The organism is Enhygromyxa salina (assembly GCF_000737335.2).
In the GTDB taxonomy this organism is placed as follows: Bacteria; Myxococcota_A; Polyangia; order Nannocystales; family Nannocystaceae; genus Plesiocystis; species Plesiocystis salina_C.
On record NZ_JMCC02000021.1, the window covers coordinates 20,087 to 35,176 of the forward strand.

12 protein-coding genes are annotated in these 15,090 nt (G+C 68.4%); 5 read left to right on the top strand and 7 right to left on the bottom strand.

All coding sequences use genetic code 11. The features are described from left to right. Positions 1–26: 26 nt before the first annotated feature. From DB30_RS09545 to DB30_RS09555, 3 genes are all read left to right on the top strand, one after another. Positions 27–929 (top strand): ATP-grasp domain-containing protein, encoded by a 903-nt coding sequence (locus DB30_RS09545; protein ID WP_052548166.1) that lies wholly within the window; start codon positions 27–29, stop codon positions 927–929. 51 nt (positions 930–980) lie between these two features. Continuing rightward, positions 981–2,465: an aryl-sulfate sulfotransferase gene (locus DB30_RS09550; RefSeq protein ID WP_146658379.1), complete on the top strand. Its 1,485-nt coding sequence runs from the start codon at positions 981–983 to the stop codon at positions 2,463–2,465. Positions 2,466–2,586: 121 nt separating this feature from the next. Next, positions 2,587–3,099 (top strand): hypothetical protein, encoded by a 513-nt coding sequence (locus tag DB30_RS09555; protein WP_146658380.1) that lies wholly within the window; start codon positions 2,587–2,589, stop codon positions 3,097–3,099. A 50-nt stretch (positions 3,100–3,149) separates the two neighbouring features. Here the strand turns inward: DB30_RS09555 and DB30_RS09560 are convergent, their stop codons facing one another. Beyond that, entirely contained in the window at positions 3,150–5,297 is a 2,148-nt protein-coding gene (locus tag DB30_RS09560; protein ID WP_240480197.1) for a hypothetical protein, read from the bottom strand. Between the two features lie 194 nt (positions 5,298–5,491). On the opposite strand from DB30_RS09560, the gene DB30_RS09565 reads away from it, so the two are divergent. Next, positions 5,492–7,540: a hypothetical protein gene (locus tag DB30_RS09565; protein ID WP_146658381.1), complete on the top strand. Its 2,049-nt coding sequence runs from the start codon at positions 5,492–5,494 to the stop codon at positions 7,538–7,540. A 25-nt stretch (positions 7,541–7,565) separates the two neighbouring features. On the opposite strand, the gene DB30_RS09570 is transcribed toward DB30_RS09565, so the two are convergent. Next, positions 7,566–9,452, bottom strand: a complete 1,887-nt coding sequence (locus tag DB30_RS09570) for a hypothetical protein (RefSeq protein ID WP_052548073.1) — start codon at positions 9,450–9,452, stop codon at positions 7,566–7,568. A gap of 95 nt (positions 9,453–9,547) precedes the next feature. On the opposite strand from DB30_RS09570, the gene DB30_RS09575 reads away from it, so the two are divergent. After that, entirely contained in the window at positions 9,548–10,942 is a 1,395-nt protein-coding gene (locus DB30_RS09575; RefSeq protein WP_052548074.1) for a sodium-dependent transporter, read from the top strand. 38 nt (positions 10,943–10,980) lie between these two features. On the opposite strand, the gene cdd is transcribed toward DB30_RS09575, so the two are convergent. The 5 genes from cdd to rpe form a co-directional block, all read right to left on the bottom strand. Beyond that, complete coding sequence (gene cdd / locus DB30_RS09580) at positions 10,981–11,901, bottom strand: cytidine deaminase (protein WP_165703681.1); 921 nt, start codon at positions 11,899–11,901, stop codon at positions 10,981–10,983. Between the two features lie 14 nt (positions 11,902–11,915). Then, positions 11,916–12,332 carry a hypothetical protein gene (locus tag DB30_RS09585; RefSeq protein ID WP_052548076.1) on the bottom strand — a complete coding sequence of 139 codons (417 nt, stop codon included), beginning with the start codon at positions 12,330–12,332 and terminating at the stop codon, positions 11,916–11,918. Between the two features lie 203 nt (positions 12,333–12,535). Further along, positions 12,536–13,576, bottom strand: a complete 1,041-nt coding sequence (locus DB30_RS09590; protein ID WP_052548077.1) for a poly-gamma-glutamate hydrolase family protein — start codon at positions 13,574–13,576, stop codon at positions 12,536–12,538. A gap of 257 nt (positions 13,577–13,833) precedes the next feature. Beyond that, on the bottom strand, positions 13,834–14,277 hold the full coding sequence (locus DB30_RS09595; protein ID WP_052548078.1) for a hypothetical protein: 444 nt from the start codon (positions 14,275–14,277) through the stop codon (positions 13,834–13,836). Between the two features lie 88 nt (positions 14,278–14,365). Further along, entirely contained in the window at positions 14,366–15,079 is a 714-nt protein-coding gene (rpe, locus tag DB30_RS09600) for a ribulose-phosphate 3-epimerase (protein ID WP_052548079.1), read from the bottom strand. Positions 15,080–15,090: the final 11 nt, after the last annotated feature.

Below are 15,090 nucleotides of genomic sequence, written 5' to 3' on the forward strand. Positions count from 1 at the left end.
TGAGCGAGCTGCGAAGCTCCGCCGTCATGCGCATCGCCCTTGCGACCTGCTCGACCCTGCCCAGCCACGAGCACGATGATCGAGCGCTGCACGCCGCGCTGCGCGGGCGAGGTGCGGTCGTGAAGCAGCCGATCTGGGATGACCCTTCGGTCGACTGGTCGGTGTTTGACGCGGTCCTGATCCGCACGACCTGGGACTACCACTACAAGCACGCGGCGTTCGTCGCCTGGGCCACGCGCGTGGGTGCTGGCGTGCCGTTGTTCAACCCGGCCCCGGTGGTCGCGTGGAACACCCACAAGCACTACCTGCGCGAGCTCGAAGACCACGGCGTGCCGCTGGCCGAGACCGCCTGGCTCGACGCCGGGCAGCTCCACGATCTGCCGTCGCTCGTCCGCGCCCGCTCGATCCGCCGCGGGTTTCTGAAGCCAGTGCTGGGCGCCAACGCTCGCGACACGCTGCGCTTCGACGCCGGTGATTCGGCCCAGCTCGCGGCCGCGCAGGCGCACCTGACCCGGGTCACGGACACCGGCGACATGATGTTGCAGCCGTACCTGAGCAGCGTCGAGCGGCACGGCGAGGTCTCGGCGATCTACTTCGATGGCGCGCTCAGCCACGCGGTCCGCAAGCTGCCCGTCGCCGGCGACTACCGGGTCCAGGACGACTACGGCGCCCACGATGCGCCGATCGAGCTCGACCGCGAGCAGCTGGAGATCTGCGAGCAGACCCTCGCTGCGCTGGCTTCGGTCGTGAAGGCGCGAGGGTGGGAGCTTCAGCTGCCGCTGCTCTACGCGCGCGTCGACCTGCTGCGGGACGATGCCGGCCGTTGGGTGCTCAACGAGCTCGAGATCGTCGAGCCTTCGTTGTTCTTCCGCCACGGGCCGGTCGCGGGGCAGCGCCTCGCCGACGCGCTGCTGGGTCGCGTCCGCTGACGACCGGGTTCTCGTGAGACCAGGCTCGCGCACTTCGGTTATTGTTGCTCGGTGCGATCGGCCGTCTGCGTAGTGCTCTCGCTCGGATCCGTGGTGGCCTGCTCCGCGGCCGCCGAGCCAGCGTTGCTCGTGGGTGAGATCGAGGTGATCCATCACGAGACCCAGCCGATGGTCGTGGACCTGTGCTTCGAGCTGTCCGAGCCGGACCCGGACCGTGCGATCCTGGTGACCGCTGTCGACCTCGACGATCCAGGGGTGGTCAGCGCCCGACTCTCGCCGCTCGACGGTGATCCCGAGTGCGTGCGCGTGCGCGGGCTCGAGCCGGGGGTCGAGCACGAACTCGAGCTGCAGCTCGGCGACGTGGAGCGGCACGGGGTGAGCTTCACAACCCTCGCGCCGCTGCCCGGCTACCTCGACTCGTTCGCGGTCTCGAGCGCAGACGCATCCGCGGCCAGCGACGACTACCGCCTCTTCGATCTCTCGGTGCTGTTCTCGGACGAGCCGCTTGGGGTGTTCGCGGTCGACAATCAAGGGGTGACCCGCTGGTACCTGGGGGGGCCGCCCATGAGCGCCGGGCTGCCAGCGCTGTGGACCGGGCTGAGCCTGCGCGACAATGGTGAGATTCTGCTGTTGCGTGACGACGCGGCGCTGATCGTCGACGAGCTTGGGATCGAGCAGCTGCGCATCGAAGCCGACACGCTTGGGGTGCCCGGCTTTCACCACGACATATTGGAGCTACCCAACGGCAATTTTGTCGCGCTCAGCTTCAGCTTTCGTGACATCGACTATGGGCCCGAGGGCGTGCTGCCCGTCGCGGGTGATCGGATCGTGGAGTTCACGCCAGCCGGCGAGCTGGTGTGGAGCTGGGACAGCTTCGATCACCTGGACACGAATCGCCGCGTCGAAGATTTCTGGGGGACCTTCGTGATCGTAAACCCGGCGACCGGGGTCGAGCACCACGACTGGACCCACGCCAACGGCTTGGTCTACGAGCCCAGCCGCGACGAGCTGCTGGTCTCGCTGCGCCATCAAGACTGGGTGCTGGCGCTCGATCGCGAGTCGGGTCAGATCCGCTGGCGGCTTGGCCCCGAGGGCGACTTCAGCCTGAGTGCGGGGTCCTGGTTTTGGCATCAACACTCCCCGCAGTGGCAGGCCGACGGCAGCTTGCTGCTCTACGACAACGGGATCGGTGATCCTGCGCTGCCGATCGAGCAGGCCCGCTCGCGCGCGGTTCGCTATGTGCTCGACACCGCGAGCATGACCGCCACACAAGCGTGGGAGGACGACGCCGCGCCATTCTTGTCAACGGTCGCCGGCGACGCCGACCGCACCTCTGACGGCACCATGCTCGCGCTGGACTCGCTGATCGCCGTTGATCCCCTCGATCCACTCGCGGGGGCGTACATGCGGATCCGCGAGCTCGATCCAAGCGCGTCACCCATGCAGGTGTGGTCGCTGACCGGGCCGGTGGGGCGGTTTGCGTATCGAGCGGTGCCGATCAATCGGTTGGTCGGCGCCGCGAGTGATCCGCGGTAGCGGGCGCGTGGTACGGTTGTGGTAATTGATGACGGCCGTCGGGCACGAGCGCATGCGAGTCCAATCCATCATTCCAGTCGCTACAGCTGCGGTCGTCTTGCTTGGGTGCCCGTCCACAGAGGTGGCAGACACGAGCACGGGTGGGTCCGAGTCGGGTTTGGACAGCGGGACCGACGTTACGGACACGACTGGCTTGGAGACGGACACGACTGGCTTGGAGACGGACACGGGCGAGCCGTGCACGGGTGACACCTGCAGCTCCACGCTGACTCTGCGCTTCGCCCACGCGCTGCCGTTGCTCGAGGGCCCCCATCGGTTTCGGATCCAGACGCCCGCCCACGACATCTTGTGCAGCGTCGAAGCCAGCCTCGAGGGGGACAAGTCGTGCTTTGGGTTCGCGTTCGCGGACCTCAGCTGGACGCCCGAGCTGGTGACGGTGCTGTTGACCAACCCCTTCTTCGACACGGTGACCAACCCCGAGGCCACGCCCTTCGAGGCCGTCAGCGTTCAAGTCGAGCGTGGTGACGAGCTGATCTTCGAGGCCCAGCTCCCGGTTGACGCGGGTGAGGCGATGCAGCCCGACCCCTGCGGCCCGGCGTGCTGGCAAGCCCTCGCGCAGGCGACGATCGACTGACGCGACGTGGCGGCGCTGACCCGCGGGCATGTTCGGGGCCAACCCCGAAATCACTCGGGCTTGCGGTAGGCCCGAAACAGCCGCAGCTCGATCTGATCGAGCTCGCCCAGGCCAAACGCGAGGTTCTCGTCGTACGGCCGCGAAGCAAACCGGGTCGCCGCGACCTCCTCGAGCGTGACGAACCCCTCGATCGCGCGACACACGGGCGCCTTGGGCTCACTGACGTCTTTGTAGGCAAAGCACGGCAGCCCCTCGTACCAGTACAGGCACGCTGGCGGATCCTCGAGCAACGCCCGGACGTGGTCGGGCAGCTCCGGCTCGCCCTGTTTGGCTTGGAGGATCTCGACGACGTCATAGCGCTCGCGCTGGACCCCGTTCTCGATCCAGATACCGACTCGCGCAAACCGAGGTCCGGCGCCGACGCCCGTGTATTCCAAGACGGTGCACTGGGCCGGGATCTGCTCGCGGACCTCGTGCACGAACATCCACTCTTGCACATCGTTGAGCGCGACATTGCGAATACCGTGAAGGTGGATCAGCGGCGACGCCAGCACATACGCGAGCGCGCCCCCACGCAGCAATTGGTAGCGCCGCTGGGTCAGCCATGGCTTGCGGGCGCGGGCGTCGTCCAGCCAGCGCAGCCCGGCATCGGCCCCGCACGCGACCAACAGCATGTAGGGCACGATCAAGTGCAGGTGGTAGCGGGCCTGCATGTACATCGAATCCGGGATGATGTAGGCGTGCGCGATCAAGAACGCGAGTAGCCAGCCCACCACGAACGCGAACAACCGTCGCCGGCCGCGGCGCCATAGATCAATCGCCCCCCACACCGCCAGCAGCGTCAGCAAAGGCGGCGAGAACACCGGGTTGAGCAGCGCGTTGAGCCGCGGGCTGACGACGACCATCAGCGCCGAGGTCACGGTTCGCAGGCTCATGCCCTCGTTGACCTGGTCGCCAAATCCCTCGAGCAGCTGCGGGACCCCAAGCCCAAAGGTCACCAACAAGATCACCAAGAATGTTGCGATGCTGCGCGCGGGCGTGGCTTTTTGTTTGTCGGTGCGCACGCCTTGATCCACGAACACCGTGGCCAGCAGCAGCGGGCAGTACAAGATGTTGAGCGGCCGCAATTGATAGACCACCGCGATCGGGAACCCGACCAGCGCGAGCGCGATCCAGCCGCCAAGCTTCGACTTGCCACGGGTCGCCTGATGGACCAACGCGAACGCCGTTGAGCTGATCGTGATCGATGAAATGAAGCCCGCGTCGGAGTGCGAGAAGCGCAGGTGCAGCGGCAAGATCGCGACGACGAGGGCCGCCACGATCGCGGCGCGGTGATCATCGAGCAGGTAGCGAACGTGGGCGAAGATCGCCAGCGGCGCGAGCAGCGAGAACGCGAGCTCGGTGCCGGTGACCACATCGCTGAGCCAGACTGGATCCGGGTGCAGCAGCGCCAACCCCGGGCCATGGAAGATCTTGCCGGCGGGGACCAGCAGCCGCGTATAGGGCCACGGCGCCAGCGCGACGGTTGGGGACAAGCCCACGCGCAGCCCGGCGCCAAGCACCACAATCCCCGGCAGCGCCCACCGGTGCCAGCGCGGGGCCCCGCGCAGGGTGTCGACCGCCATCACGATCAACACGGCGGTCACGAACAGCAAGAACACCAGCCCGTCGCGCAACCACAGCTCGATCATGGAACCGAGCCGCATGTGATCCAGCTCGAACCCAAACGGGTACTCGCGCGGCTCACCGGCATAGACCACGTTGGTGCCCCAGAACGCGCCGTCGTCGTTGGCTGTGATCGCCCCGACCAGGGTCGCCACCGCCGCCTCGCTGCCTGGCGGCTGCTCGATCACCTGCAACGCGAAGCCCGTCAGCGCCTGGGCACCGGGGGGTGCGTGGTCGAGGTGGTCGAGGCTGACCTGCGCGTAGCCGCGCTGGCCTTCGGTCTCGGGGCCCTCGATCCAGACGTTGATCGTGCCGACGTTGATCCCGAACGAGTGCAAGCGCCAACCTGGCGCGAGCTCGTCTCCGATCGCGTGGGGCTGGAACAGCGCGGTGATCTCCGCCTCGCGGCCAGGCACGATCACGGGGCGGGTGTCGGCGGACGAGCCCGCGGGCGCAGCCGCGACGGGCCGAGGCAGCAGCACGCTCAGCAGCACCAACGCCAGCGCCAGCAGACCCAAGAGGGGACGTGGCAAGACCCGCGCACGAGGGAGCACGGGCGCAGGATACAGGTCTTCGCCGGGTGAATGTCCGCGCGCGGGTGTTGGCCGACGTGCTTGGGCAGTGATTTCGCTTCCGTTCCGGCCGGGTGACACCGAGCCCAGCGCCACCGAGCCCGACGCCGTTTCGCGTGTCTGTGATCTGCGCCGGGCGCTACACTGCGGCGGTCGTGCACGCCCCCGCGCCCGCGCAGCTTCGGTATTCGCGCGCCCCGTCTTGGTCGGGGCTGTGGGCGTGGGTGCTCGTGTTCGGCGTGATGCTGGTGCTGGCCCCGAGCCGCGCGCGGGCTGGCGATCCAAGCTGCTCCGAGCCGGTCGAGCAGTGGGTGCGAAGCTGCGCGGAGTCGACGGGGCAGCCGATGTCGGCGATCAGCTGCCCAGCGGGGATGCTGATCATCAGCGCCGCAGCCGGCGAGGCGACCGAGCTACGCGTGGAGGTGCGCAGACCCGCCGGCCATTCAATGGCCACGATCGACGACGTCGGTGTCTCGCCGATCGGTGAATTTCCACGCTGGGCAGACGCCCCAGCGCCGCTGCAGGCCGCGTTCGCGGCGGTCGTCGAGTGTGCGCGCGCGGGCCCGGTCCCCACGCTGGCGAGCGGTGCCCCCCGACCTCGGCATGCCCCGATCGTGGCGGCGCCGCGCTCGACCGATGACGCCAGTCCCGACCGCCTCGGCGAGCCCGAGGTCGCGCCCGCCGAGGCCCCGCCAACCCCGGCGCCGTGGCTGGGCCTCGCGGGGCTGCTGGTCATGGCCGGCGTCGTGTGGCGAGCTCGCCCGCCGCTTCGTACCCGGGAGTCCTACGTCGCGCTGGGACTGGCGCTGACCTGCGCCGCGCTGCAGTCGATCTTGCCGTGGTCGTTCTTCCTGCAAAACGGGCACGGACCGCAGTGGGTGGAGTTCGCCCTGCGTGGCCACGACGGCCTGGCCGAGTATGGGCCGGGATACCCCGAGCTGCTCGCGGCCGTGGTCCGGCTTGGTGCTGGCGACCCCGAGTCGGCGCTCGCGTGGGCCTACCTCGGACTCGGTGTGGTGCTGTCGGTCTCGATCTACGCGGCGGCGCGGGCTGTCGGTGCGCGACCGGTGTGCGGGTTTGCGCTGGTGGTGATCGTCGCGCTGGATCCAACCGTGGTCCGGCTGATCCGCAGCGCCAGCTACCACGCGCCGGTCATCTCGCTGCAGGCGCTGGCGGCCGCGTTGCTCGTGCTCGCAGCGCGGCGAACATCTGCGCGCGCACCCACGTTCGTGGTCGCAGTGATCGGCGCTGGGTTGATGATCGCCCAGTCGGCGCGGGTCCATCCGGTTGGGTGGCTCGCGGCGGCGGTGCTGCCAACGGTGATCATGTTCGTCCCCGGTCACTCCCGCACCCGCGTTGGCCAGACGTTGCTGGCGACGGCGGTGATCGCTGTCGTCGTCGCCGCGACCTCGCTGTCCGAGCTCTCGCGCCCGTTGAACACCCCGATCGGGCGCGGCTCCGTGGATCCAAGCCAGCTGCTGTGGACCTTCGGGCTCAGTCTGCTCGCGCTTGGTGTCGGTGTTGCCCTGGTCCTGCGGCGGCCAACGGCGCGGGCGCGAACCTTGCTGATCGCGGGGATACTCGGCGTGATCGTGGTGATCGCGGTGCGACTCAATCCGGTCGCTGTCGATGCCATGCGCTACCAGGCCGGATACTTTGCCTGCTTCGCCCCGGTGCTTGGGCTTGGCCTCGCCAGCTTGGCTGCGCGCTTGGTCCCAGGCCGCCGCCACCAGCGGATCGCAGCCGCGGTCGCGCTTGGCGTTGCAGCGCTCGCCTCACTGGCGACCGCGAGCGAGCGAGTCCGTCCCGCGACCGACGCCCGCGAGTCCACCTGGGCCCTCGAGTGGCGCGCCCGCGATTGGGGCGTCGCGCGGGTCGTCTACATCCGCGAGGTGGACACCCGCGCGGTCGTGCTGCCGCTTCATGCTCGCGGATCGCTGCGCGGCACGGGCCTGCGCGCCGCGGATGTCTCGGCGTTCTACCTGGGCGAGCCGGTGCTCTACTACCGGTCGTCACTATGTAGCGAGGCCGCGGGCCGCGAGGCGTGCAGCGATCTCGAGTCGCGCCTCCACATCGAAGACCCAGCCGTGCTCGAGCGCGAGTTTCCAGCGATCGCCAGCCAGCCATGGCACCCGCTCCAAGCCGACAGCGTCCGCGTGGGCCTGTTCATGGCCCGACCGCGCCAGTCGCCTGACTCACCCTGAAGTTCGCCGCGGGCGGCGTGGCGGGCTACTCGGCCGGGAACACCAGCGGCAGCGCGGGGATCGGGACCGGCGCCCGTTCCCCCCGCTTCGGCACCTGCCAGCGTCGCAGCCCCTCGGGTGTCGAGATCAAGAACAGATAGCGAGGATCGTCGAGCGAGTGGGGGAACCCAAACTTGACCCGACTTGGGTAGCCTTCGACGTCGGACTCGATCTCGACGGAGAGCCCGGGAACCTCGAAGGCCGTCCCAGCTGGGAGCGTCTGGCCATCACGGCGAAAGAACAGCTCGGCGCCGCTGCGCAGCCAGCCACTTTGCACAGCCGAGAGCTCGAGGCTGCGCCTGCTGGTCCGCCGCGCGATGATCGGAAACTCGGCCATCGCCAGCGATCGCCAGCTGCGTGGGGTTGGTTCCCCGCGAGAGTGGAGCAGGTAGTGTCCGTGCAGCGCCACGGTCTGGCTGATCGCGTTGAGCACGATCACATCGCGCCCGCCAAAGTCGGCCGCGGGCACGTCCGTGCGATCGAACGCGGCCTCGATCGTGCGGTTCATGTTGGTGAGGATCGCCAGATACGTTCGACCCCACTGCAGCTCTGCCACCGTGTGTCCGTAGAGCAGCACGGCGGTCAGCGGAACGCAGCAGATACTCGCGATCCGATAGTGCACGCCGCCCGCGAGCGCGCGGACCGACGCGATGATCATCGCAGCGACCAAGGCACAGGTGCCAAGCTGCGCGGGGATCAGCAAGCGCGAGTGGGCGGGCGCGACGCTCAGCGGCAGCAGCCCCAGCACCGCGCCAGCCGTCAACCACCGCAGGGTCCGGCGCTCTTGCTCACGCAGCTCGCTGCGCAGCAGGGCGACCACGAGCCCAGCGAGCAGCAGCAACACCCCACAGACGATCGAGTGGGCCCGCTCGTACGCGGCGGGGCTCGGCTTTGGCCCGATGTCCCACACCACCCAGCTGGACCCGAACCGGCGCACCAGGTCGCCCGTGTCGGCGGGGATCGACCAGAACGCCGCGGTCAGCAGCCGGGGGATCCGCGTCGCCGCGAGCTCGAGCCAGGCGATCGGTGCGGTGAAGGGGTCGACATAGATCGCCGATCCCGAGCTCCCGTAGCCAAGCGCGCGGTGCAGGATCAGCCACGCCAGCGCGGTCACCAGCGCGGGGGCGCAGGCGAGCACGCGCGCGCGGACCGACGACACGGGGGCGCCGAGCAGCTCGTAGGCCACCAGGTAAGCCACGAAGGACAACCCGTACTCACCGGCCGCCAGGCTCAGACCCACCAGCACGACCTCGGCGGCGATCAGCCTGCGCCGCGTTGTCCTTCGCTCGAGCTCGAGCGTCCGCCAGCCGACGTGGGCCCACACCGCCAAGCACCCAAAGGTCGCGCTGACCAACACGCAGCGGTTGGCCAGCCAGGCGATCGGCGTGGCGACGCCGGCCTCGCAGCCAAGCAGCACGACCGCGAGCACGGCGATCCACGCTGGCAGCAACCTGCGCAGGGCCAGCCCCGCCGCGACCACCAGCGCGACCAGCCACGCCAGCGAGTGAAGGTGCCATGCCCACGCCGCGTAGGGCCGCGAGTAGGGCACCACCGCATGATCCAAGCTCAGCAGCGCGCTCGACAGCGGACGCAGCACGGTGCCATGCAGCCCTGGCTGGGTCCACCACGGCACGGTGCCGGCCTCGACGTGCGCCGCGAGCAGCTTGGGGTCGTCACGAAAGAACGCGTACAGATCGAAGGGCGCGTAGCCCTGGCCCGGGTACAGCCCAACGAGCATCCCGTGCTGCGCAAAGTCATCGCTCATCAGCCCAACGTCCAACGCCGAGGCGCGGGCGAGCGCCGCGAGCAAGCCGACCCCGATCAGGATCGTCAACCAGCGCCAGCCGCTGGCCCAGCGAGGATCTGCGAGCACGAGCGAGAAGCTTCGCCCGCCCCGGCCCGAGCGACAAGCCAGCGGGGCGATCGCTCGCGCTTGACAGCCGCGGGGCAGCCGGCGAAACCCAATGAATGGCGGAAGAACGACGCGGTGAGTGGGGCTCTCGGGTTGGGTTCATCCTCGCGGCCGCGGGCTCGGCCGTTGGGCTTGGCAACGTCTGGAAGTTTCCGTACATCACCGGGGAGAACGGCGGCGGCCTGTTCGTGCTGATCTACTTGGTCTGCATCGTGTTCGTGGGCCTGCCAATCATGATCGGCGAGGTCATGCTCGGGCGCATGACGCAGCGGTCTCCGGTCGGCGCGTTCACCAAGCTGGCCGGTGACAAGTCGATGTGGCGCGGGGTTGGCTGGATCGGCGTGCTCGCGGGCTTCGTGATCCTGTCCTACTACAGCGTCGTCGCTGGTTGGGCCCTCGAGTACACGGTGTTCTCTGCCTCTGGCGCGATCGATGGGGCGGATCCGGCCGCGCTCGCGCGGCGGTTTGGCCAAGTGGCTGGCAACGGCAGCGGGGCAATCTTGTGGCACGTCGCGTTCATGGCCATGACGATCGCAATCGTGATCGGCGGGGTTCAAAAGGGCGTCGAGATCGCCGCGCGCGTGCTGATGCCGCTGCTGCTCTTGATGTTCGTCGCCCTGTTGATCTTCGCCAGCCAGCTCGAGGGGTTTGGCCAGGGCGTGTCGTTCGTGTTTGGGTTGCACACCGACAACTTCGGCCCAGGCAGCGTGCTCGAGGCCTTGGGTCACAGCTTCTTCACGCTCAGCGTTGGCATGGGCGCGATGCTGACCTACGGCTCGTACATCAAGAAGGACGACGACATCATCGGCGCCTCGGTGGCGATCTCCGTGATCGACACCCTGGTCGCGCTGATGGCCTGCCTGGTCTTGTTCCCGATCACCTTCACCTACGGCATGGAGCCCGCGGCCGGCCCAAGCTTGGTGTTTCAGAACATCCCGATCGCGCTCTCGCAGCTGCCGGGCAGCACGATCTGGGCGGTCACCTTCTTCTTGCTGTTGGTGTTTGCGGCGCTGACCTCGGCGATCTCGCTGCTCGAGGTCACGGCCTCGTACTTCATCGACGAGCTGGGCTGGTCGCGCAGCGTCGCGGTGCCGGTCACCGGCGGGGCGATCATCATGCTCGGGGTCCCTTCGGCGCTCGCGGCGTCCAGCCACACCTTTGGCGCCGGCATGGAGGCCGCGGTTGGCATGAACTGGTTCGACTTGTTCGACTATGTGTCGAGCAACTGGATGTTGCCGCTGTGTGGGCTGGGCATCTCGCTGTTCGCGGCCTGGCGGGTCGGCGAAGAGGCCCGGCGGGTTCAGTTCGCCGCCGGCTCGACCCTGGGCAAGATCGAGGGTCTGTATGTCACCTGGCTGCAGGTGCTGCGCTTTGTCGTGCCGATCGCTATTGTGCTGATCATGTTGCACGCGTTGAAGGTGTTCGAGCTGGTCGGGCTGACCGGCGGCTGATCGCCTTGTCAGCTGGCGAGCTGGTCGGGCTGACGGGCTCAGGCGCGCGCGAGCGCGACGCTGCACGAGGCGGTCGGGGCCACGCTCGCCAACAGCTGTCGGGCAAAGTCGAGCTGCGAGACCGTAGCGCCCTCGAGCTCGACGAGCACCGCGTGGGTGATCGACGAGAGCGTGACGCCCTGGCCGCCGTGGTGGGCGGCGATCAGGGCCGCCTGCATGGGGGCGAGCGTAGGGTTGTAGGCGACCGACTCCGCGACCGCGCCGGCAAACCGCTGGCCGTCTGCGGTCTCGAGGGCCACGCCCGCGCATGCGCCAGTGTAGGGCGCGCTGCTGCGGTTGGCCGCGGCGAGGGCGAGCTGCGTGAGCTCGGCATGCTCGGCATGCTCGGCATTCTGGGCATGGGGGATCAGCTGCAACCCATGGGGTCCCGCCCGCAGCAGCTGCGGTGACCTCCCGAGCTGGGTGGGACCAAACGCCGAGGGCAGCAGCGACTCGATCGACATTGGCCTACCCCCGGGCGCGTCAGCGAGCAACAGCTGCGGACGCGGCTCGGGCAGCTCGAACATGAACTGACGGCAGAACCCACACGGTGCCGCCGAAGTGGCGATCACCGTCAAGCCCGTCTCCGCGTGGGCCCACGCGTGGGCGATCGCCGACTGCTCCGCGTGGATCGTCTGTGACAGCGGGAACCCATGAAATTCGATGTTGGCGCCGAGGTACAGCCGGCCAGACTCGCCGAGCGCGGCCGCACCAACCTCGAAGCTGGACAGCGGCGCCCGAGCCCAGCGCCGCGCCCACTCGAGCGACGCGAGGATCAGCGCGTGTTTGTCGAGGCCTGTCTCGGTCTGCAGCGCCGCGAGCTCGCTGGCTTCGATGACCGCCGCGCTGCCCGGCCCGATCAGGCGTGCGTCGAGGTGCTCGACGATCGGCGTGCGTGGCAGCCCTGGGTGGTTCGACACGCTGCGATGGTAGCTCAATCGTCCCTGCCACGCGCGAGCGCGACCCCGAGCCTGGCGAAGCCCGGCGCGGACACCAGCGCCGCGACTTGGGCGAGCCCGCGCAGCAGCTCCGCGTCCACGTCGAGCCAGACCGGCACCATCACCGCGCCCGCGCCTACAACCGCGAGTCCAAGCCCACCCAGCAGCGCGCGGGCGGTGAACGGCTGGCCAAACGACAGCCACACCCCCAAGGCCGCGCCGATCGGCCACACCACGATGCTCATGTGGATCAGCGCGCCCGCGCGCTCGGGCCCGGGGGGCACGAACAGCGAGACCAGGCCGGCACCAACCATCACCAGCAAGATGCCGACCAGCACGCCGGCCGCCCAGTCCAGTACGATCGAGACGACCGGCTTGCGCCTGCGGCCGGGTCGGTAGTCAGCCTTGCTCACGCCGACATCGTGGCATCCCGAGCCGGTCCGGGCCAGATGCCTGCGGTCAGGCCGAGCGCCGCACACCCCGAGTTCGCTCCGGGTCATGCACGGCACTGAGGCCCAATGGTCTAGCAGTACGCCCGGCGACAGCGTCGTCGCCGCTCCTCGCCCTTGGGCCTCAGCTCCGCACCTAACCCGGAACGAACTCAGGGTGTGCGGCATTAAATCAGCAGATCAAACACCTGGGCGACGGCGGTGGCGATGTCCTGCCAGTGTTCCTGCCGCGCGCGCAGGCTCTGCTCGATCTGAATGCCGCCGGTTCCCCAGCCAGTCAGCCAATTGACCACGTTGTCAGGCGAGTCCCCAGCGTACTGATCGCCAGGTTGTGCGATCGTAACCTCGATCCCCGTCCCGGCCAGCACGTTGGCGATCGCGTCGCGGACGGCCGCCTTGAGCTGTTGGGGCCCGCCGCCGCCAACGATCACCAGCTCTTGGCTGAGGCCGTGAAACGACACCGCATAGTCAAACCCGCGGTCGGCGATCGCGTCGAGGCCGGGGAAGCTGCTGCGGCTCAGGTCGGTGCTGGTGATGTGCCATTGGTCGTAGGCACCCCCGCCAAGCTTGTAGCCCTTGCACACCCATGAGCTCACGCCCTTGCCAGCCAGCAACGACCGCATGAACTCGGCCTGATTGTCGGTGCGGGGCTCGATGAACCCGCCGTGGGGCGCGATCACGACCAGCCCCGTGTGGACCCCGTCGTCGACCCGCCGCTCGACGAACTCGCTCTGCGCTTGGGCCTGCGCGTCGCTCAGGCCCTCGGCCACGACCGCGGTGTACAGCTTGGCGCTGAAGGTGTTTGTTGTTCCAAGCCGCGAGCGCGCGGCCATGCCCATGCGTATGCGCTTGCTGCTGGACTCGTTGCGGACCTCGCCCACGGTGTATAGCGCGACGTTGCCGTTGCTCCGCTCCACTCTGCATTGATCGCCAAGCGACAGATACTGGGTGAGGGCATCGTCAATCGAGATGTGTTCTTGCCGATTCAGGATTGGTTGCTCGAGCAATGAGCGGCTGACCGAGACCGAGCGCTTGACGCTGGGGTTCACGGCGCGCAGCTCGGTAGCGTCGCTCCAATCGTCCTCGTCCTCGGTCACGCAGCCCTGGACGACCAGGGGGACCGCTGTGGCGCCGAGTAGACGGAAGAAGTCTCGCCGATCGAGTGCGATCGGCTGTGATGCGTCGGGGTCGATGTCGTCGGTTTCCATCAATGCACATGACTAGGCCTTCGTCGTCTGAAGTCAATTCGCCCTATGTGCACACTTGGGCGAGCGCTCGAGCCTTCGCGCATTGGCTGGTTTGCTGATTTGATAATCTCGCTGACGATAGTGACGAAAGAGCAGGAGCAAGCTCGATTGCGTCAGTCGCCCACGCGCCGCCGGTGGGGGAGCAAGTAGCTAGTTATGCCGGCAACGACCCAGGCAGACGCAAAAGCGTCGGACAAAGTTTCGCCCGGCCGGGCCGATCAGCGTGAGGGGTCCCCGGGGTCGGGGGCGGACGATTGCGCGAGAAACTCGAGCCCAGCCTCGACTTCGGTGGTGACGAGGATCTGGTCGCTGAGGCCGGTGATCCGCGTGGCTTGCAGCTTGCCGATCGCCGAGCGGACCAGCACCACCACGCGCTCGAAATGGGCGAGCAGGACCGCGTTGGATCGGCTGACCGCCGCTTCGAAGCGCTCGTCGCTGTTGCCGGTGACCAAGCGGGTGTCGATGATCAGCCCCCAGCCCTTGGTGTCGTCGCCGAGCGTGGTGAGCTCGCGGTGGGCGGGCTCGACATCCTCTGCGCCCATCGGGGCGCCCTGCTTGCGCTCACCTAGGATCACGCGCAGGTCGCGATTTTCGAACACGTGCATGAACGCCGTCTCGGGGAGCGAGACGAAGCCGGAGAGCGTGGGGTGGTCGTCGGACATGCGGGTGAATAGTGACATGCGGGCTGCGACCCCGTCGACCCGTCCGCTTGGTTCGAGCGGTCCGAGCGGTCCGAGCGGGGGGCGCGGCTCATTCCTGGTCGCTGGTGATCGCCGCGCTCGCGTTGGCGCGCAGGGCCGCGATCGCGCCTTTGTAGTCGCCGGGGTGCTGCGCGCTGCGAAACACCGCCGAGCCAGCCACGAACACGTCGGCGCCGTCGCTCGCGCTCTCGTGGATGTTGTCTGCGGTGACGCCCCCATCGACCTGAATTCGGGTGGCCAGCCCGCGCTCGCGGATCGCCGCGCGCAAGGCTCGGATCTTCGGGCGGACCTGGGGGATGAAGCGCTGGCCCCCAAACCCCGGGTTGACGGTCATCAGCAGGACCAGGTCACACAGCTCGAGCACGTGCAGCACCGACTCGATCGGCGTGTGTGGATTGAGGCTGACGCCCGCGCGGACCCGATCCTGGCCGTGGTGGGGGAGCGCATGGATCTGTTGCAGGTTGCGGTGCAGGTGCGGACAGGCCTCGACGTGGACGGTGATCCCATCGGCGCCCGCGGCCGCGAATTCGGCCACGTACTTGTCGGGCTCGACGATCATCAGGTGGCAATCCATATACTTGGCAGTGACCGGGCGCAGGGCCTTCACGACCATCGGACCGATCGTCAGGTTGGGCACGAACCGACCGTCCATCACGTCAACGTGGATCCAGTCGGCGCCGGCCTCATCGATCGCCTGGACCTCTGCGCCGAGTCGGCTGAAGTCGGCGCTCAAGATGGAAGGGGCGATCGCGGGCGCGTGCATGCGGCGATCTA